At 45.9% G+C, this 19775-nt stretch carries 22 protein-coding genes; 15 read left to right on the top strand and 7 right to left on the bottom strand.

All coding sequences use genetic code 11. From position 1 onward, the window contains the following. Positions 1 to 162 precede the first annotated feature (162 nt). Together FTU54_RS13635 and FTU54_RS13630 are read right to left on the bottom strand one after the other, a co-directional pair. Positions 163 to 603, bottom strand: coding sequence for a GNAT family N-acetyltransferase (locus FTU54_RS13635; protein WP_005175783.1), 441 nt, complete (start codon positions 601 to 603; stop codon positions 163 to 165). 10 nt (positions 604 to 613) lie between these two features. Then, complete coding sequence (locus FTU54_RS13630) at positions 614 to 1834, bottom strand: SAM-dependent methyltransferase (RefSeq protein ID WP_180047310.1); 1221 nt, start codon at positions 1832 to 1834, stop codon at positions 614 to 616. Positions 1835 to 1941: 107 nt separating this feature from the next. Between FTU54_RS13630 and FTU54_RS13625 the strand changes: the two genes are divergently transcribed. The 3 genes from FTU54_RS13625 to FTU54_RS13615 all read left to right on the top strand — a co-directional run bounded on the left by FTU54_RS13625 (position 1942) and on the right by FTU54_RS13615 (position 4585). Then, positions 1942 to 2583: a hemolysin III family protein gene (locus FTU54_RS13625; RefSeq protein ID WP_005175777.1), complete on the top strand. Its 642-nt coding sequence runs from the start codon at positions 1942 to 1944 to the stop codon at positions 2581 to 2583. 141 nt (positions 2584 to 2724) lie between these two features. Continuing rightward, positions 2725 to 4044 (top strand): MFS transporter, encoded by a 1320-nt coding sequence (locus FTU54_RS13620; RefSeq protein WP_075167916.1) that lies wholly within the window; start codon positions 2725 to 2727, stop codon positions 4042 to 4044. 136 nt (positions 4045 to 4180) lie between these two features. Next, positions 4181 to 4585: a hypothetical protein gene (locus tag FTU54_RS13615; RefSeq protein WP_180047308.1), complete on the top strand. Its 405-nt coding sequence runs from the start codon at positions 4181 to 4183 to the stop codon at positions 4583 to 4585. Positions 4586 to 4603: 18 nt separating this feature from the next. Here FTU54_RS13615 and FTU54_RS13610 read toward each other — a convergent pair whose 3' ends face one another. Further along, positions 4604 to 5614: a metallophosphoesterase gene (locus tag FTU54_RS13610; protein ID WP_104470660.1), complete on the bottom strand. Its 1011-nt coding sequence runs from the start codon at positions 5612 to 5614 to the stop codon at positions 4604 to 4606. 161 nt (positions 5615 to 5775) lie between these two features. Here FTU54_RS13610 and FTU54_RS13605 point away from each other — a divergent pair, with 161 nt between their 5' ends. Continuing rightward, complete coding sequence (locus FTU54_RS13605; RefSeq protein ID WP_257222851.1) at positions 5776 to 7356, top strand: phospholipase D family protein; 1581 nt, start codon at positions 5776 to 5778, stop codon at positions 7354 to 7356. A 21-nt stretch (positions 7357 to 7377) separates the two neighbouring features. Here FTU54_RS13605 and FTU54_RS13600 read toward each other — a convergent pair whose 3' ends face one another. Continuing rightward, positions 7378 to 8193: a 1-acyl-sn-glycerol-3-phosphate acyltransferase gene (locus FTU54_RS13600; RefSeq protein WP_034597361.1), complete on the bottom strand. Its 816-nt coding sequence runs from the start codon at positions 8191 to 8193 to the stop codon at positions 7378 to 7380. 368 nt (positions 8194 to 8561) lie between these two features. On the opposite strand from FTU54_RS13600, the gene hflX reads away from it, so the two are divergent. The 6 genes from hflX to FTU54_RS13570 all read left to right on the top strand — a co-directional run bounded on the left by hflX (position 8562) and on the right by FTU54_RS13570 (position 12734). After that, complete coding sequence (gene hflX / locus FTU54_RS13595) at positions 8562 to 9920, top strand: ribosome rescue GTPase HflX (protein WP_034597358.1); 1359 nt, start codon at positions 8562 to 8564, stop codon at positions 9918 to 9920. A gap of 35 nt (positions 9921 to 9955) precedes the next feature. Next, complete coding sequence (locus FTU54_RS13590) at positions 9956 to 10327, top strand: hypothetical protein (protein ID WP_045794996.1); 372 nt, start codon at positions 9956 to 9958, stop codon at positions 10325 to 10327. 11 nt (positions 10328 to 10338) lie between these two features. Further along, the gene (locus tag FTU54_RS13585; RefSeq protein WP_016659801.1) at positions 10339 to 11013 is read left to right on the top strand and encodes an LrgB family protein; all 675 of its coding nucleotides are present in this window, start codon (positions 10339 to 10341) and stop codon (positions 11011 to 11013) included. 91 nt (positions 11014 to 11104) lie between these two features. Then, positions 11105 to 11551: a DUF2147 domain-containing protein gene (locus FTU54_RS13580; RefSeq protein ID WP_163142734.1), complete on the top strand. Its 447-nt coding sequence runs from the start codon at positions 11105 to 11107 to the stop codon at positions 11549 to 11551. Positions 11552 to 11730: 179 nt separating this feature from the next. After that, positions 11731 to 12177 carry a DUF2147 domain-containing protein gene (locus tag FTU54_RS13575; RefSeq protein WP_005175748.1) on the top strand — a complete coding sequence of 149 codons (447 nt, stop codon included), beginning with the start codon at positions 11731 to 11733 and terminating at the stop codon, positions 12175 to 12177. Positions 12178 to 12281: 104 nt separating this feature from the next. After that, positions 12282 to 12734, top strand: a complete 453-nt coding sequence (locus FTU54_RS13570; protein ID WP_180047302.1) for a DUF2147 domain-containing protein — start codon at positions 12282 to 12284, stop codon at positions 12732 to 12734. A gap of 80 nt (positions 12735 to 12814) precedes the next feature. On the opposite strand, the gene FTU54_RS13565 is transcribed toward FTU54_RS13570, so the two are convergent. The 3 genes from FTU54_RS13565 to pdxA are packed head-to-tail and all read right to left on the bottom strand — an operon-like array spanning position 12815 to position 15476. Further along, entirely contained in the window at positions 12815 to 13657 is an 843-nt protein-coding gene (locus tag FTU54_RS13565) for a symmetrical bis(5'-nucleosyl)-tetraphosphatase (RefSeq protein WP_104472009.1), read from the bottom strand. Between the two features lie 7 nt (positions 13658 to 13664). Next, positions 13665 to 14477, bottom strand: coding sequence for a 16S rRNA (adenine(1518)-N(6)/adenine(1519)-N(6))-dimethyltransferase RsmA (gene rsmA / locus FTU54_RS13560; protein ID WP_180047300.1), 813 nt, complete (start codon positions 14475 to 14477; stop codon positions 13665 to 13667). A 30-nt stretch (positions 14478 to 14507) separates the two neighbouring features. Then, complete coding sequence (gene pdxA / locus FTU54_RS13555; protein WP_160243510.1) at positions 14508 to 15476, bottom strand: 4-hydroxythreonine-4-phosphate dehydrogenase PdxA; 969 nt, start codon at positions 15474 to 15476, stop codon at positions 14508 to 14510. Positions 15477 to 15806: 330 nt separating this feature from the next. On the opposite strand from pdxA, the gene rplM reads away from it, so the two are divergent. The 5 genes from rplM to FTU54_RS13530 all read left to right on the top strand — a co-directional run bounded on the left by rplM (position 15807) and on the right by FTU54_RS13530 (position 18724). Further along, a complete protein-coding gene (rplM, locus tag FTU54_RS13550) occupies positions 15807 to 16235 on the top strand; it encodes a 50S ribosomal protein L13 (protein ID WP_004857442.1) in 429 nt (142 codons plus the stop codon). Positions 16236 to 16247: 12 nt separating this feature from the next. Continuing rightward, positions 16248 to 16634: a 30S ribosomal protein S9 gene (gene rpsI / locus FTU54_RS13545; protein ID WP_004785251.1), complete on the top strand. Its 387-nt coding sequence runs from the start codon at positions 16248 to 16250 to the stop codon at positions 16632 to 16634. Positions 16635 to 16957: 323 nt separating this feature from the next. After that, positions 16958 to 17611, top strand: a complete 654-nt coding sequence (locus tag FTU54_RS13540; protein WP_180047298.1) for a glutathione S-transferase N-terminal domain-containing protein — start codon at positions 16958 to 16960, stop codon at positions 17609 to 17611. Positions 17612 to 17620: 9 nt separating this feature from the next. Next, a complete protein-coding gene (locus FTU54_RS13535) occupies positions 17621 to 18049 on the top strand; it encodes a ClpXP protease specificity-enhancing factor (RefSeq protein WP_005175725.1) in 429 nt (142 codons plus the stop codon). A gap of 21 nt (positions 18050 to 18070) precedes the next feature. Next, positions 18071 to 18724 carry a hypothetical protein gene (locus tag FTU54_RS13530; protein ID WP_005175723.1) on the top strand — a complete coding sequence of 218 codons (654 nt, stop codon included), beginning with the start codon at positions 18071 to 18073 and terminating at the stop codon, positions 18722 to 18724. Positions 18725 to 19775 lie beyond the last annotated feature (1051 nt).

The following is a 19775-nucleotide window of genomic DNA, read 5'->3' as shown; positions in this document are numbered from 1 at the left end:
CTCATGAAATACGGTATTCTGATGTGACAAAACCTGAATCCTGGTCGTTAAAGTGTTTGTTTACACTCATATTTTAACTGTTAGGACTCAGGTTTTTTTATTTAAAGCAAACTATGGGACAGCAGTGGACTTCACGTCCGCTTTTTTATTGGATGCAGATTGCTATTTTTCTTCAGTTGGGTGCAGTTCACGGCGCATCCGAATATGCGGAATGCCACAGTCCAGATATTCCTCACCTTCGACCTGAAAACCAAGCTGCTGATAAAAACCGGTGGCATAGACTTGTGCTGATAACACCAGAAAAGGACGCTGCTCCTGCTGGGCCTGCTGAATAATGGCTTCCATCACTTTCTTGCCCAGACCTAAACCTCTGTAAGACTTTAAGACCGCAACCCGGCCAATGCTATGGTTGGAGAGCAAACGTGCGGTAGCGATTGGCTGCTGCTGTGCATACGCGACAAAATGTAGCGCTACTGCATCCTCCTGATCCCATTCATCTTCCGGGGCAATTGCCTGCTCCTGAATAAAAACCGCTTCACGAATTACTTTGGCATCGGCCTGCAAGTCCTGCCAGCTGCCGGCATGAATACTGATCTGGCTCATTGTTTTATCCTTAACATTTACGTCCGATATCCTGCTGGTCCCACTGATCATTCAGCAATAGCTCCAGCGAATGTTTCTGAATGCCATAGAGTTCTTTTAAGGCCTGAATCTGGGCCAGCACCGCCGCATCTGGCGCAGTATAGTCTTTGCGTTTGGTGGCCAGAATCATCTTGTTTTTGCTGGTATGTTCCAGTGACACAAACTCAAACACCTTGGTTTCATAGCCATAGGCTTTCAGCAATAAGGCCCGGATGGTATCGGTGAGCATTTCCGCCTGCTGTCCGGCATGGATTCCAAAGTGCAGCATCGGTTGCAGCACTTTGGGTGCCTGTAACTGCGGACGCAATTCTTTATGGCAACACGGCGCACACATAATCATTTGTGCATTCAGGCGAATGCCGGTGTGAATGGCAAAGTCGGTGGCGACATCACAGGCATGCAAGGCAATCATCACATCCAGCTGTTCCGGTGCATAGGTACGGACATCGCCCTGGAAAAAGTCCAGTTGCTGAAAGCCGGAATCTTGCGCCACCTGCTGGCAGAACGCGACCATTTTCGGATTCAGTTCCACACCGGTCACATACGGCGTCTGCTGATGCTTGGCCAGATAGTCATACAGGGCAAAAGTTAAATAGCCTTTACCGGAACCAAAATCGACAATATGCAAGGGCTGATCTTGAGTGTTGAGCTGCTCCACCGCCCCGGAGAAAATTTCCACAAATTTATTAATCTGTTTCCATTTTCGCGCCATGCTCGGAATGATCTGGCCATGCTGATCGGTAATGCTTAAATGCTGCAAAAATGGGCTGTCCTGTTCGACATAACGCTGTTTGCTGCGGTCATGACCTTGCGTAACAGTTGCCGGTGCAACCTCAGCTTTTTTCTTGTTCACCATCAGCATGGCTTTTTTCTTGTTCTTTTTCAGCTGCAGGTCTTCATCCAGGGTCAATAAATTGGCCTGTTTGCAGCAGCCTAGCAGCGCGCTGACCTGAGCCACTGCCTCAGTGAGCGGATAGTTTTTGGTGACATCCTGGGTTTTATATCGGTACACACAGTTCAGTACAGCTTCATTTTGTAAAGAAATGACCCGGAAGGTCATTTTTTCCAGCTGTTCAAGTTCGCCTTTGTACTGACTCAGAATTAAACGCTCAAAACGCTGTGTTTCAATGGCTTGCTGAAATGTATCTAGAAATTGTTGTTCCGGATTGGGAGAAGTCGCCAATTGAGACATGAGTAAAACCTGAAATGAATTGCAGCTAAAGTGTAAAGCGTCTTACGCGAAATGCAAAATTGAATTACTATACATTCGTATATTTTAATTATAACGATCCCACGCTTATGAATGCACCCTTGGCACCCGACTACGATCCGGTTGAAGAACGAATGAACTTCATCAGCCATGCCATAGGCGCGGCTTTGGCGCTGGTGGCCGGTATTTTTTTAGTGATTAAAGGCAGTTATTTAAGTATTGGCCCTTGGATCGGGCTGTGGGTCTATGCGCTGAGTATGTTCCTATTGTTTTCGGCGTCCAGTCTGTACCATTATGCCGACAGCCCACAGCGCCGCGGCTGGTATAAAAAGCTCGATCACACCGCCATCTATTATTTAATTGCTGGCACCTATACCCCTTTTCTGTCTATCGCCATTCCTACTGCCAAAGCGCAATATCTGTTAATTGCACTGTGGATTATTGCCCTGATTGGCACTGTATTTAAGCTGGTTTTCATCAACCGGTTTCAGAAAATTTCACTGATTGCCTATCTGGTGATGGGCTGGTTAGCACTTCTGGTGATTGATGATATGCAACGCTTTTTAAGTCCACCTGCGCTAACTTTTTTATTGATTGGTGGAATTTCTTATACGATTGGTGCATTGTTTTATGCGTTAAAACGGGTAAGATACACACACGCTATCTGGCATATTTTTGTATTGATCGGGGCAGGATCACATTTTCTGTCTATCTATCTGTACGTGATTTAATTGTTTTGATTCTCCATTTCAGTGACCCTGAGCGCGTTGAATCGAAACGATTGCCGTTGTTTTTTTAAGAAATTACGCCTTTTTTAAAAAGATTACGCTTGTAAAACTAATTTTTTATTTTTAATAAGTGTAAGGTCATTCATGGCGTCATCAACTTCTGCTGCAATCAATGAAGAAGCAGCACCAACGAACTCAAAATTTCGTGTCCTCACCGCGAGTCTGGTAGGCACTACCATCGAATTCTTCGATTTTTATATTTATGCGACTGCTGCGGTCATTATTTTCCCGTACCTGTTCTTCCCAACCAGTACCGATCCAATGACCGCCACCATTCAGTCTCTGGCCACCTTTGCCATTGCCTTTATTGCCCGCCCGATTGGCGCGGCACTGTTTGGTCACCTCGGTGACCGTATTGGGCGTAAAGCCACCCTGGTCGCTGCGCTGCTGACCATGGGGATTTCCACTGTAGCCATTGGCCTGTTACCCACCTATGCACAAATCGGCATTGCCGCACCGTTACTGCTGGCCCTGTGCCGTTTAGGTCAGGGGCTGGGCTTGGGCGGTGAATGGTCAGGTGCGGTTTTACTGGCCACCGAAAATGCACCGGAAGGCAAACGTGCCTGGTACGGCATGTTCCCGCAACTGGGTGCTCCAATTGGTTTTATTCTGGCCACCGGTTCCTTCCTGCTGTTAGGCGCGTTCATGAGCGAAGAAGCATTCATGAGCTGGGGCTGGCGTATTCCCTTTATTTCCAGTGCTTTACTGGTGATTGTTGGTCTGTGGATTCGTTTAAAACTGCATGAGACACCGGCTTTCCAGAATGTTTTAAACAAACAGAAAGAAGTGAATGTACCGTTTAAAGAAGTCATGACCAAACATTGGGGCATGCTGATTTTAGGCACCATTGCCGCGATCTGTACGTTCGTAGTGTTCTATCTGACCACGGTATTCGCGCTCAACTGGGGCACCACCCAGCTCGGTTATAGCCGCGCCGACTTCCTGGAATTACAGCTGATTGCTACCCTGTGCTTTGCAGCGTTTATTCCACTCTCAGCGATTTTGGCAGAAAAATTCGGCCGTAAAGCCACGTCTATTGGTGTGTGTGTTGTATCGGCGCTCTTTGGTCTGGTTTTTGCCAGCATGCTGGAATCCGGCAATACCTTGGTGGTGTTCCTGTTCCTGTGTATTGGTCTGGCGATTATGGGGCTAACCTATGGTCCAATTGGGACCGTCCTGTCAGAGATTTTCCCGACTTCGGTACGTTATACCGGCTCTGCGCTGACCTTTAACCTGGCCGGTATTTTCGGTGCCTCTTTTGCACCGCTGATTGCCACCAAACTGGCGACCGAATATGGTCTGGCTGCCGTGGGTTATTACCTGACTGCTGCATCTATCTTGTCACTTCTGGCCTTCCTGGCAATTCGTGAAACCAAGCATGATGATGTCAACAGCCAGATTTAAAATGTTCATCTGACTGAAAAACCAGCGTAGAGAACGCTGGTTTTTTATTTGTGATGCAAAATCATACACAAACACACTATTGCATCTGGCCAAGTTTAGAAACAATAAAAGCTTATCCCCACCAGCAGGTCATTGTATGGATTGTCTGATTGAAACCCTTCGGGAAGAACAACTGGTGAAAGTTATTTTGTTGCTGGATGATGGCAAACGCCATGAAGCGGTGCAGTACCTCAGAACAGACAGTCATTTGACTGAAGCAGAAGCCCAGCAGCTGATTGATGAACTGATTCGCCAGCACGGTCTGGCCATGGATGCCTCCAAGGGTGAATGTGCCCCCAAACCGATAGACGACATCAGCACACCTTATTTTGATACTGAAGATCCACCGCGCCCGCAGCTACATACCGAAGCACAAGCCCCGGTCGAAACAGCGGCAAATGGTATTGAAGATTTAAACCGGAACAATCACCGCCTGAATATCGGGGTATTGGTCTTGATTGGCGTCGTGATTCTGATTGCCTTGCTGTGGTGGGTCTTTTAAAACGCCCACCTTTTGGCATTAGCAGAGTTCAATAATATCAATGGTCGGTGGCACCCGAAAACGAAATGGCACACCCACCATCCCAGTACCAACAGTGACAAACACATCGGCATGTTCATGCCGGTACAGGCCTTTTTTATGGCCGACAATCGATACGCGTTTCATTACATAATCGGTCAGCCACGGCAATTCCACCTGACCGCCATGGGTATGCCCCGACAGCATTAAGGGATGAGTTGGCAATTTCGGCACCATATCGACCGTATCGGGGTTATGCGACAAAATCAGCCACGGCTTGTCTTGCGGTAAATCCGGCATATAGCGCATATCGGTACGGCCGGACCATAAATCGCCAATCCCAATCAGGCGGAACTCGTCAAACTCGACAATCTGCCCTTCAATATCAATCACATGATTAACCTCAAGCGCATGTTTGAGCAGTTCCTGAATCGGCGGTCCGGGATACTGTTCATCATGATTGCCGGTCACGGAATAAATTGGCGCTTTAATCTCTTTTAGTATTGCCAGTTCATCGGCCAGTTTATTTTCCGGCTCATAGGTCCAGTCACCTGCCACCAGCACCATTTCCGGTTCTTCCTGGTTAATCTTGGCGACAATCTGCTTGAGCTGGCGTTCATGCCCGGAAAACAGACCAATGTGCAGGTCGGCAATCAGGGCAATTCGGACCGGGCGTTGCAAGGGCTGATCGGGCAGCATCTGATAGCGGGTGGTTTTGACCAGAATCAGATGTGGCTCAATAAAACGCGCATAGACCAGCACACCACTGACCAGCCCGATAAAAATGGCTTCATGCAAGGAGTAATAGCCAATCCAGCCGGCATAAATACTAAAGAAAAACAGCGGAATTAATAAGTAAGACAGATAAAAGGCCAGCAGATGCACAAAGGCTTTAAAGGGATGAATCGTTTCTGTATTGGCCTGACTACGCCATGCCTGCGACACAGCCCAAACTGCCAATATGGCCAGGCCGATATAGAAATACAGTATAATTGATTGGCTATCCCACATAGTTATGCCCGACTCTCCCCCGGCGACTAAATTCGTCCGTTCTTATATTTATCTTTTCACAGCTGGCAATTATACTCAAACCAAATTTTGGACTTGTTTTAGACAATATGATACATCCTGACAAATTTAATTTGCAATCAAATACATACGCGAGAAGTTCTATGTCTTCTTCTACCGCGGCCATGCTGTTGAGTTGCAGTTTAGTGTTGGGAGTCAGTGGCTGTTCAACCCTGCCCAAACAGATTGAACATCCGGTTCAAATGGCTTTTGAAACGCCAACCGAGCATACCCATCTGGCCCAGATTGTATTGCCGCTGCGTGAAAAAAATCCGCAGCTGACCGGTTATCGGGTGCTGTACGATCCGCTGGAAGCCCTGTCAGCACGCTTGTATTTAATTGATAAGGCAGAAGAAACCCTAGACCTGCAATATTATATCTGGGACAACGACAAAATCGGGGCGCTGGCACTACATTCAATTATTCGCGCAGCTGATCGCGGCGTGAAAGTGCGCTTGCTGGTCGATGATAACAATGCCAAGAAAATGGAAGGTATTTATCTGGCGCTGGACCAGCACAGCAATATCGACGTCAAGCTATACAATCCGTACCGCTTCCGTAAATACCGCGCCATGGACATGGTGCTAGATTTAAAACGTATCAACCGGCGCATGCACAATAAAAGCTTTATTGCCGATAACCAGATTGCCCTGATTGGCGGGCGCAATATGAGTAACCAGTATTATAACGTCAGCGACAGCTATCAGTTTTCCGATGTCGATGTGATGCTGGTTGGTTCTGCCTCCGATGAAATCATTCACTCCTTTGATGAATACTGGAATGATGATTATGCCTATTCGGTCAAGCAGCTGGTCAATCCACAGCAGCATCATCTGCGTTATGAAAGCCTGAAACAGCAGCTCGAAGACCATTCTGCAGAAGTGGCGGTACAAAATTATCTTGATTTAGCCACACGCTCCCAAGCCATTGAACAGTGGTTTAACCACAAAATCCAGTTTGACTGGGTCAAAGCAGAAGTGGTGAAAGACTCGCCAAGCAAGATTAAAGACCGCGCACCCAAAGAAGAATTACTGAATTTCCAGCTGCTCAGTCATCTGGAAAAACCGACTGAAAGTGTGGATATTATTTCGGCCTATTTTGTACCGGAAGAATCCGGGGCTGACCGCTTAAAACAGCTGGCCAATGACGGCGTACAGGTGCGGGTACTGACCAATTCCTATAAGGCCAATGACGTTCCGCTGGTACACGCGTTTTATGCCAAATACCGTCAGGACTTACTGGAAAATGATGTCGAGCTGTATGAGTTTTTATATGCACCCGAGGCCGAGCATCTGAACAGCAATACCGAAGAACTGTCGAAAAAAGCCAAAGTCAGCTTAAAAGGTCTGAGCCGTTCCAGCCTGCATGCCAAACTGATGGCACTGGATGAAAAACAGGTCTTTATTGGCTCTTTTAATTTTGATCCGCGTTCGGCCTATTTAAACAGTGAAATTGGCGTATTGCTCAACAGTCCGACGCTGGCGAGATCGGTGCATCAGACCATGGATGCCAATTTATCCAAATATGCTTACCGTCTGGTGCTGGATGCACAAAACAACATTAACTGGCGTGTCGTAAATAGCAAAGGTGAAGAACGCGTATTTGTTAAAGAACCAAAAATGAAATGGTATGAAAAAGCAGCCATGAAAATCATTTCCTGGCTGCCAATTGAGGGCTTTATGTAAGCCTGCAACACAGGTTAAAGCTTAAGCACTGGCCTGCTGAATCAGGACTTTTTGATGCAGCTGCTCCAAGCCCTCAATCATCTTGTTTTGAACCAGCGAGGTCAGGCTTTCCACCGTATGCCCTTCTACCGAAATCGGGTTTAGAGCCATTAAATGTGCGGTGACCTTTGGCATTTCCAGCACATTTTTAACATGCTCAATAAAGGTCATTTCATTGATAAACGGCGCTACGGTATCCAGCTCGCCCTGCTGGTTGATATAACAGATCAGGCAGATTTGCACCGGACGCTGCGCTTCAATTGCCGCGCCCAATAAACGGCCATGTACTTTTTTAATTTTAGTCCCATCCGAAGTCGTGGCCTCCGGGAAAAACAGTACCGGCACATCCTGTTTTAAAAACTGGGTAATCTGGTCGCGGATTTTAATCGAATCTCCCGAACCGCGTTTAATAAATAAGGTCCCGCCACCTTTGGCCAACTTTCCAAACACCGGCCATTGCTCAATTTCAGCTTTGGCCAGAAAAAATACCCGCGCACCTGAACCGAGCACCGGCACATCTAGCCATGACACATGGTTGCTGACCCATAAGGCCGGCTGGGTGGGAATTTCTCCATGCACTTCGACTTCAATATTGAACACCTTGCACAACTGACGGCAAAAATGCTGCACATAACGGGTATTCTGCGGATTATTCGGCTGCTTATACAAGCTGTGACGATACACCAGATAAAAGCCTTCGCTCACCGCTGCCAGACCGGCAGTGATTTTTTTAGAATAGAGAAAAAATTTGGACAGACTATTCATTGAAGCGGATGAAGATAAAGAAACTTGAGACATAGCATAATCGTGAATTGCGAAAATCACAGCAAGAATTGTTCAGAGAACTGTATTCTATCTTGAAGCAATTGACCAGACATTGATCATAAGCATCGAAAAACTGTCCAGATCGCTCAATTGAAATGCGCTATACCAATTCTTCTACAGTCTTGCTGCAATGGATAAATCCACAGCAAATCCCTTGATGTAATGATCATGCTGATGAATCAGATACAACGATCAAGCTTTCCATGCCTCCCTCTCACAAAGAGGATGATACTGATTCCAAATTGAGGATTGTGAGGATTCGCCTGCTTTTTGTCATGCTGCTGTAATCATCTTCATCTAGTTCACGCAGCTGGCGCTTTTTGCTCTAGAATAGAATTTTCATGAGGAGAAATGCCCAGGTGCCAGATTACCAGCAACATCAAGGTGGTGAACGCGTTGTGCTCGTGAGCGTCAGCGTACAGATTTTAGAAGACCTTGATGCAGAAGAATTTCATCTGCTTGCAAAATCTGCAGGTGCTGAAGTTTTGCAGCATGTGTTTGCCCAGCGGATTAAACCCGATGCCAAGTTATTTATCGGTTCTGGTAAAGCGGACGAAATTGCTGCGCTGGTTGCAGAACTCGAGGCTGAACTGGTGATTTTCGATCATGCGTTGACGCCGGCACAGGCACGTAATCTTGAAAAAATCATGAAATGCCGTGTGGTCGACCGGACCGAGCTGATTCTGGATATTTTCGCCCAGCGCGCCCGGACCTATGAAGGGAAATTGCAGGTCGAGCTGGCACAATTGCATCACCTCTCCTCACGCCTGATTCGTAGCCGCGGCAATCTGGACAGTCAAAAAGGCGGGATTGGTTTACGTGGTCCGGGTGAAACCTTGCTGGAAACCGACCGCCGCCTGTTAAGAATTCGTATGGGCCAGCTGAAAGCCAAACTGGATAAAGTCCGCCAGACCCGTATGCAGGGTCGTGTGGCCCGTCAAAAAGCCGCCGTTCCTACCGTATCACTGGTTGGCTATACCAATGCCGGCAAATCGACGCTGTTTAATATTCTGGCCAATAGCGATGTCTACGCCGCCGATCAGCTCTTTGCTACGCTCGACCCGACCTTACGCCGGCTGGAATGGGATGGGATTGGTACGCTGGTGCTGGCCGATACCGTGGGTTTTGTCCGTAATCTCTCGCACTCGCTGGTGGAATCATTTAAGGCCACGCTGGAAGAAACTCTGGAAGCGACCTTGTTGCTGCATGTGATTGATTCCAGCAGTCCGGACATGCTGGAACAGATTGAAGCAGTTGAGCGCGTCCTGAAAGAAATTGGCGCAGATGTGCCGGTGCTCAGGGTTTATAACAAAATCGACTGCACCGGCGAGCAGGCCAAAATTGTCTATGCCAAGCCTCATCAGCCGGAGCGAGTGTATATTTCAGCACATTCGGGTCAGGGACTGGAACTGTTACGTCAGGCGGTACATGAATGTCTGATGGGCCAGATTCAAAGTTTTGATGTGGTATTAAAACCGGCCTATGGCAAATTACGCAACCAGTTTTATGAACTGAATGTGATTCAGTCCGAGCACTATGATGAGCAGGGACAACTGAATCTGCGCGTAAATATGGCCCCTGCCAAACTGGAACAGATGATCCGTCAGGCGCACTTGCCGCTGGACGAAATTCTGGGTGCCAAGGCTCAGCAATTTAAACGGCCTTTAGAAGAATTTGAAATTGATGATGAGATCAGTTAAAACTTGAACAGTAAAATATGACCGACTGATAAAAAATGAACAGGCTTAAACGTATCGACTGGCCAGCTTGGATTGGCACACTTCTCTTAATTATTGTATTTCGTGAAACAGCCGTCTGGATTGCGACCTATTTCAACCATCCTGAACTGGGCAACCTGATGGGTTTACTCAGCCTGCTGGTGGTGCTTTTCCTGTGGCGCCGACTGCATAAAATTCCAGCCCGGATTGTCGATACCAACAATAAAATCATGAAAGAAAGTGCGTTTGCCTTTTTACCGATTAGTGCCGGCTCACTGCTGATGCTGACCCATATGGGCAATAAAATTCCGGCTTTTCTGGTGGTGCTGTTTCTCAGCACCCTACTGCCGTTATGGTTGTATGCCAAAATGGCCAAACGCTGGCTCTAGGAGATTAAAACATGCTCGCAATTGTTTATGGCTTTTTAATCACCCTGGTGGCCTATCTGCTTGCCAAACCCTGTAACCAGAAACTGCCGCAAATTCCGGTCATTGTCTTTGGCATGATTTTTATTGTGCTACTGCTGTATGTATTTGGCATTCCCTATGAAGATTATATGGCACAGGTCAATCCGCTGTTTAACCATCTGCTGGGTTATGTGACCGTGGCACTGGCGATTCCGCTGGCGGCCATGCGCTATGATGATCTGCCGCTCAAAGCCATTCTGGGCATTTTGCTGTTTGCCAGCATCAGCGCCGTAGCCTTGCCAATGGGACTGGCCTATCTCTTACATATGGCCGGGGATGACATCATGGCATTTGCCACCCGTGCCGTGACCACGCCAATTGCCATCAATATTGCCACCCTGCTGGAAGCGCCGGTCAGTCTGGCCATTCTGATTGTGATTTTATCCGGGGTGATTGGTGCCGCTTTCTCACCGCTGCTGCTGCGTCATATTAATGATGAGCGCGCCTCAGGACTGGCCTTAGGCCTTGCCGCACATGCGATTGGCACAGCACAGGCCTGGCAACGCGGTAGTGTGGCCGGTCGTTATGCTGCATTTGGGATGGCGGTGAATGCCGTGTTTACCGCAGTCTGGCTGCCAACATTTATACTCTTTATTCAAAAAATGTGACTCAAGAATCAATATTTACATCTTGTGTTGATGAAAAAATATTCTTAAGATGAAAATTGAATTTTTTGAAGTGTATTAAAGGGATAGAAACATGGGAAAATTTAAATATACAGTGGCACTTCTGGCAGCCACATTCAGTGCTGGCGTTTTCGCGGAAGATCTCTCCGGTACCTGGCGCAATATTGATGATAAAACCGGTTCATCCAAAGCCATTTTAGAGATTCGTCAAGAAGCTAATGGCACTTATACCGCTAAAATCGTCAAAGTAACGCCACGTCCGGGTTACACAGCAAAAGAAACCTGTGTCAACTGCCCTGCGCCTTATACCAATCAGCCCATTTTAGGCATGGATGTACTAAAAGGACTGGCGTATAAGGGCAAACACAACTATAGCGGCGGCAAGATTATTGATCCGCTGTCTGGCAATATTTACAGTACCAAAGCTAAACTGAGCAGCAACGGTAAACGTCTAACCCTCAGAGGTTATGTCGGTGTATCGGCCTTAGGACGCAGCCAAACTTGGATTAAAAGCGAATAATTAATCACTTCTCTTTTCACATAAAATGCCACACGTTCGTGGCATTTTTTATTGGTTTTTCTGCATCTTAGTTGCAACTTTAAAATTAATTACCTCTCAAATCGCTTGACTCCTTCCACAACTCGCTTTATACCTTGAATTAACCTCTGTGATAACTTTCGACAATCAAAGGAACTGATATGAAGAAAAATGTATTGATGGGCGCATTTGCAAGCTTCATCTTCAGTGGCTCAGCGTTTGCATCAGACCTAACGGGTATCTGGCAAAGTATTGATGACAAAACAGGCTCACCTAAAGCACTTATTGAAATTACCCAAGCTGAAAATGGCAGCTTTACAGGTAAAATTATTAAAGTCACACCAAGACCAGGCTATACTCCAAAAACTATGTGTGTGAATTGTCCTGCACCTTATACCAACAAACCTTTGGTGGGTTTGGAAGTTATTCATGGCTTAAAGCATGTGGAAAATAACAACTATGCCGATGGACGTATTTTAGATCCACTTACAGGCAAAATGTATAGCCTGAAAGGCCGTTTAGCGTCTAATAATAAACGTCTAACTTTACGTGGTTACGTCGGAATTTCAGCCATTGGTCGGACACAAACGTGGATTCGCCAACAATAAGCGAGTAATTGTGTCGCATCGGTCATTTTTTCTAGATACTCGGGACTTTGTGTCAGTCAATTCACAGATTAGACTAGCCGCAAAGACCGAGTAAGGGAAATAAAATGATTCAGAAATTGGCTTTAGGAATAGCCGTCATCTTCGGCAGTCTAAGCACTTTGGCGATGGCACAAGATTTAGCAGGGACTTGGCAACAAATTGATGATAAAACAGGCTCACCTAAAGCTGTCATCGAAATTCGTAAAGAAGCCAATCAAACCTATACGGGTAAAATTATTAAAGTAACTCCACGTCCAGGTTATACCCCACGTGAACTTTGTAATAAGTGTCCTGCGCCTTATACTGACCAACCTATTTTAGGGATGGATATTTTAAAAGGCTTAAAACAAGTCAAAGATAGCAATAATTACGAAAAAGGACGCGTAATTGATCCATTGGCAGGTCGTATTTACGATGCAAAAATCCGCCTCAACTCGACAGGTAAGCGTTTGACTTTGCGCGCTTATATGGGGGTGTCTACACTAGGGCGCAGCCAAACTTGGATTCGAATTCAATAAAATTCAAAAAAACAGCCACTTTAATAGGTGGCTGTTTTCATTTCGACATCACATTTTTAAATTATAAAGATAAAATATTGTTACCATTCTTCCAGTGGATTATCCACTGTAAACAATTGCTGGTCTTCCAAACGATAAGCCACCAGTTGATGCCCCCAGACACAGCCCCCATCGACATTCTGAATCTGGGCGGAAATAGTTTTGCCTTGCAGCGCGGCCCAGTGCCCAAAAATAATCTGATGCGTTTCAGCTGCAGCCGAAACATATTCAAACCACGGTTTAAAGCCGGCCGGCATCGGATCGTCCAGACTGTCTTTAAAACTGAACTCCAGGCGTCCTTCTGCATCGGTCAGGCGCATGCGGGTTAGATAGTTGACGATACAGCGTAAGCGTTCATTGCCTTGCAAATCATCTGACCAGAGGGCCGGCTCTTTGCCAAACATCTCGGCCAGAAAATGATCCATCACCGCAAAATCGTCATGCTGAATCACCGCTTCAACTTCTTTGGCCAGCGCCTGAGTTTTTTCTGCGTCCCACAAATGCGGAATACCGGCATGGGTAATGATGGTCGATTCATTCGGACAGACACATAACGGCTGCTTGCGTAACCAGTCAATCAATTCATCGCTGTCGATGGCATCAATCACATCGCGGGTCTGGTCTTTGTCTTTAATCTCTTTCAGGCCACGTGCACCAGCCAGCAAAGTCAGGTCATGATTGCCCAGCACTGTGGTCGCAACACCACGATCGGCCAGCTTTTTGACAAAGCGCAACACGCCAAGCGAGTTTTCACCACGTGCCACCAGATCACCGGCAAACCAGATAAAGTCCTGATCCGGATCAAAGCGGATTTCCTTGAGCAAGGCTTTCAGGGCTTCAAAACAGCCCTGTACATCGCCAATCACATAGTTATAACGTGCCATCGTTGTTTTACACCACCATTTGATCTGCCAAAGCCACAAATTCGGCCAGGGTCAGGGTTTCTGGACGTGCCATCGGATCGACACCGGCTTTTTCAAAACCATCTTCTGCCAGCATGCCTTTTAAGCTATTGCGCAAGGTTTTACGACGCTGGGTAAACACATGCGAAACCAGACGCGATAAAGCCTTTTCATTTTTCGCCACAATCGGTTTCACCTCATACGGCTCTAAACGAAACACCGCAGAAGTCACTTTTGGTGGCGGGCTAAAAGAGCCCGGTGGCACTTCAAACAGGAAAGTTGGTTTGCAGTAATACTGAATCATCACCGACAAACGGCCGTATTCTTTGGTATTTGGTGCAGCCGTAATCCGGTCGACCACTTCTTTTTGCAGCATGAAGTGCATGTCTTTGACTTTGTCACCAAACTCCAAGAGATGGAACAACAGTGGGGTCGAAATGTTATACGGCAGGTTACCCACCACACGGAGTGGACGGTCATCTTCAAACAGATTGCTAAAATCATATTTCAGCGCATCGGTTTCAATAATGGTTAAACGTTCCGGATGTGGCACACGCCCCGGCAAACCGGCAGCCAGATCACGGTCCAGTTCCACAACGGTCAAGGCATCACATTCACCAATTAATGGTGAAGTTAAGGCCGCCAGACCCGGGCCAATTTCAACAATATTATCGCCCGGACGCGGATTGACCGAGCGTACAATTTTCGCAATCACACGTTGGTCATGTAAAAAGTTTTGACCAAAACGCTTGCGCGTGTGGTGCCCTTCATCTTTCGGGTTTAAGGCATTAATCTGATACATAAAGATTTCCAACGTGTAATAAAGACAAGATCAGTGACGCGCTAAATCCAGCGCCAAATCAACAGCCACATTCAGGCTTGAGCTTTTCGCAAGACCGCTGCCTGCGAGGGAGAGTGCTGTGCCATGATCAACTGAAGTGCGAATAAACGGCAAGCCCAAAGTAATATTGATGGCTTCACCAAAGCCTTGCGATTTTAGCACAGGTAAGCCCTGATCGTGATACATCGCCAGAACCGCATCGGCATCTTTTAGGTTTTCCGGAGTAAATAAGGTATCAGCCGGCAGGCTTAAACTCATCTGGATGTCCTGCGCGCGATAGCTTTCCAGCACCGGATTAATCACCTCAATTTCTTCCATGCCCAAATAACCGCCCTCACCGGCATGCGGATTTAAACCACAGACCAGAATATTCGGCTGCTCAATTTTAAATTTGGATTTTAAATCGTGGATGAGAATATCAATCACCTGATGCAGACGTTCAGCGGTAATCGCATCAGCCACTGCACGCAGCGGTAAATGCGTAGTGGCCAGGGCCACTCTTAGGGTTTTGGTGGCCAGCATCATCACCACGCGCGGCACGCCCGCAAACTCCTGGTAATATTCGGTATGGCCACTAAAGGCTATACCAGCGTCATTGATGACTGACTTCTGTACCGGCGCAGTCGCTACCCCGACACTTTTGCCTGACATGGCATAATCGGCCGAACGACGTAGCTGTTCCAACACATAAGCGGCATTTTGCGGATTCAGCTCGCCCATCACCACAGCTTGCTGTAAAGGCACATGCTCGACATAGAGCTGCCCTTTTTCTGAAGAAGCAGTTTGCCCGCTGTATTCAATCAGTTCTACCGGCATCTTCAACACTTGCGCACGCTGGGCCAGCATGGCCAGATCGGCCAGAACCACAACGGGACGCTCATCTACACGGTCGGCAAGATGCAGACAAATATCCGGGCCAATGCCGGCAGGTTCACCACTGGTCACATATAAAGGCAGCATGATTGATCCTAAACAATAAGGCATCTCCCATTATAAGCAGACTTTGACCGCAGCGGCCGTGAATTCTGCTGAAGATTCGGGCAGATTGGCCGGTTTTGGGGCAATCTAAACTGCTTTTGAAGGCGGATATTTAGCTGAAAGTTGATCAGTACTAGGCACGGCAGATGGATGTTCTTGGCAAGTCTTTTCTTTTCTCAGGATTTTGATTAAAATACAGCGCTTGAAATTTTATATTTTCATTGTGGTTCTCGACAATTTCGTTTAGAATCTCGTCTCCTTTTTGTTTGGACTGATTCACCGTCCAAACCAACTATAATAGGTAGTGGTTTAATGAAAACTCTCAGCGCTAAGCCAGCTGAAGTTCAACACGACTGGTACGTTGTTGATGCTTCTGGCAAAACTTTAGGTCGTCTTGCGACTGAAATCGCTCGTCGTTTACGCGGTAAGCATAAGACTTCTTATACTCCTCACGTTGACACTGGTGACTACATCGTTGTTATCAACGCTGAACAAGTTCAAGTAACTGGTAACAAGTCACTTGACAAAAAATACTATCGCCACACTGAATTCCCAGGCGGTTTAAAAGAAACTAACTTTGAAAAGTTAGTTGCTCACAAACCTGAAGAAATCTTCCAACGCGCTGTGAAAGGCATGTTGCCAAAAGGTCCTCTTGGTTATGCAATGATCAAGAAAATGAAAGTGTACGCTGGTAGCGAGCATCCTCATACTGCTCAACAGCCACAAGTTTTGGATATCTAAGGGATACAGCACATGGCTACTAACTATGGTACAGGTCGCCGTAAGACCGCAACTGCACGTGTTTTCTTATCTGCTGGTACTGGTAAACTCGTGATCAACAACCGTTCATTAGAGCAATATTTCGGTCGTGAAACTGCTCGTATGGTTGTTCGTCAACCTTTAGAGCTTCTTGAAGCAACTGAAAAATATGACCTTTACATCACTGTTGCTGGTGGTGGTATCGGTGGTCAAGCAGGCGCGATCCGTCACGGTATTACTCGTGCATTAATCGCTTCTGACGAGACTTTAAAACCTGCTCTTCGTCAAGCTGGTTTCGTTACTCGTGACGCTCGTGAAGTTGAACGTAAGAAACTTGGTTTACGTAAAGCACGTAAACGTCCTCAATTCTCTAAACGTTAATTCGTTTACCGAGTTGGACAAAAAGCCTTGGTTTATCCAAGGCTTTTTTATTGGCTGTTATTTTAAAGATAAAAGAATTTATTGTTCAGGTACATCTTTACCCCAACTGCCCTCATGCAGCCAGAAGGCCTTGCTGAAATAATAGTTCACTACCCCAATTCCTAAGCAGAACATCAGAAACACAAGTTTTATCATCATACTGCGCCGCTCCTGTTATTTTTTTATAATCTAACCCATTTTCACCCGATTCATCCTTTTTCGCTTCGTGCTTTTTAGGTTGAATTTTAGTATCCTAACTGATTCATTTTGCTGCTTACTGATTTATGTCCTTGGAAAATACACCGCTACAGGGAATTACACTATACAGTCATGCAGACGATTTCCGCTCGCACTGGATTCGCCTGGTACTGGCTGAGAAGAATATTAAATATCATCTGGTCCTGGTCGACCATGAAGATGAAGATTTAGCCAGCCTGAATCCTTATAATCGCCTACCCATGCTGGTAGAGCAAGATTTAAAACTGTTCCATGCCCCAATTATTTCCGAATATGTTGATGACCGCTACCGGCAAAACAAGCTCTATGCCGATGCACCAGCACCCCGCGCAGAGCAGCGCCAATACATCTGGCGTTTTGAGCAGGACTGGCTAAAGCTGGCCGATATCCTGCTTTGCCATGAAGATACCCTGAATAGCGCAGCACAGGCCAAGGCACAAAAGCAGCTTCGTGATACACTGGTCTCACTCACACCATTATTTCAGCATTTCCCTTATTTTATGGCGGAAAACTTTGGCATCCTGGATTGTATGCTGGCCCCAATTTTCCTGCGCCTGAAAGCCATGGGCATTGAACTGCCAAAACAGCATTGCCGCCCGATTCATTTATATTGCCAGCGAAATTTTAGTCGCCCTGCATTTGTAAAATCCTTAACCGTGCAGGAAAAAAACCGCTATAGCGAATTTTTAATAAATAAGTAGAGAGTAGATATGTCTGAACAGGAACTCAACTTAAGCCCAACCCGTCCCTATCTAGTGCGTGCCATTTATGAATGGATTTGCGACAACCAGCTTACACCGCATATTCTGGTCGATGCCACCCAACCCAACACCATGGTGCCAGAGCAGTTCATTCAGGATGGCCAGATTGTGTTAAATATCGTGCCACATGCAGTCCATGGCTTGCACATCTCCAATGATGCCATCAGCTTTTCGGCGCGCTTTGGTGGCGTAGCACGCGATATTTATGTACCCATTGCTGCAGTTTTGGGGATTTATGCTCGCGAAAATGGCCAGGGTTTATTCTTTGATCCAAGTGAATATGAACATATCCAAAATGATCCAAATGCTTTAAAATCAAGCACAGAGGAACAAACTGAAACACCAAAGAAAAAACCAAGCCTAAGATTATTAGATTAAAAAAGAAATAGGAGTAAATGCATGGCTTTTGATTTAGTACAATACTTTAGCGATCAGGTTAAAATTCAAAAGCCTCAGCTTTTGCAGCAGTACGATGCTGATAGCCGCAATGCATATATCCAGGAACTCAATGCGCTAACTCTAGGCAAACTGATTCGTCTGTGGCGCGAAGATGACAATAAGCTCTATCAGGAAATCAAGACCCTCGATCCGCTGTATATTCAGGAAGTGTCCCGTCATCTGACCACTTCGGTACACAACCAGTCTGAACTGCCTAAACCTGAACTCGAACACGGTATTAGTGAAATTTTAAGCCTGCAACTGACCGAATTAAAACAGCTGGATGAAACCGGTAACTTTGGCAGCAACGGCTTAAAAGAGCTGCTACAGGGTCAAATTGAACATCTGTCAGGTCAGGCAGATGATTGGGTTTGGTCAACAAACGAGCTAACAGAGTTAAAGGGCTCTAAACCCCTTCCCCAAGAAGAGCTATCATTAGATGATACGATGAAGGAGTTTAATCAAATGTTACATCAACAAGCCGATCATGCGCCAGTAGAAAGCACAGTCGCAGCAGAACCGACTGTTCCAGGCTGGGCCAAAGTTTTGGAACCTGTCGTAGCAATTGCGATTCTATGGATTCTATATTGCGCAGCAAGCCAAATGTTTGCTTAAGCAGTCTGATTCCAAACCGCCTGACATAGGCGGTTTTTTATGGCTGAAATTTTCCAATAAATAGTTCAGTCTCCTTGTACGTTTTGGCTTACATTGAATGAAGATAATTGAGGCTAGGCGTACACACAGAATTTTCGTATTCTAAATTCATCAGGAAACAGGATGTTTCCCAAACGAAAAACAACAATAATAAGTTTGTACACCAGGATCGTGAGGTACGACAGGAGTTATACCTAAAGCACGAAATACGAAGAAACCCCGTCAGGATGATGGGGTTTCTTTTTATTTATTGCTTATCCTACTTTTGTAGCACCTTACCCACTACGGAAATAGACAGCTTTCACCTAGCTAAGCGGCGAAAGTATGACCTGAGATAAGCTGCTTACTAAACCTTTCTATCATCCTACTCTTAAAGAAGGATTAGGAACTACATTGAAAAATACTAGTCGGCAGTTCAATGAACCTTAGAGATGGTTTAGAGAGCATAATAAAAACTCATATTCCCTGTAGATAAGCCTGCAATAAACGCATATTCAACATAAAACTCTGTCATGTTGAATACATATAACACGGTACACACCAAGCCAAAGACCACTAATCCAGACATTACGGGTGCTGCCTTATACTCTGCATGCTTATATATTGGGGTTTGTACAATAGAATAATGTAATTTTTTTCGATTAATATAAAAGCGATTAAAAAGCGGTAAACGGATAATCAATATATACATCAGCACAATTCCGAGAATCCAATGTATTACCACCATCCAGTAGTTCAATAACACATGATCAGGATACATACCAATAGCCACAAAAATAACTGAAATACAGAGATTTAACAGCAAATAGCTGGGATAAAATTTTCTATACATGGATTATTTTTTAATAATTTTATTTATATTGAAGCACTATAACTTTATTAAAAGCATAAAAAAATCCCCCTGCTGTTTAAGCTAGGGGGATTTTGAATTAATGAGCTGGCGATGACTTACTCTCACATGGGTAACCCCACACTACCATCAGCGCTAAGAGGTTTCACTTCTGAGTTCGGG

The organism is Acinetobacter sp. YH12116, from assembly GCF_013418895.1.
GTDB lineage: Bacteria > Pseudomonadota > Gammaproteobacteria > Pseudomonadales > Moraxellaceae > Acinetobacter > Acinetobacter indicus.
The sequence above is the reverse complement of the archived record's forward strand: the minus strand, read 5'-3'. Positions and strand labels throughout refer to the sequence as shown.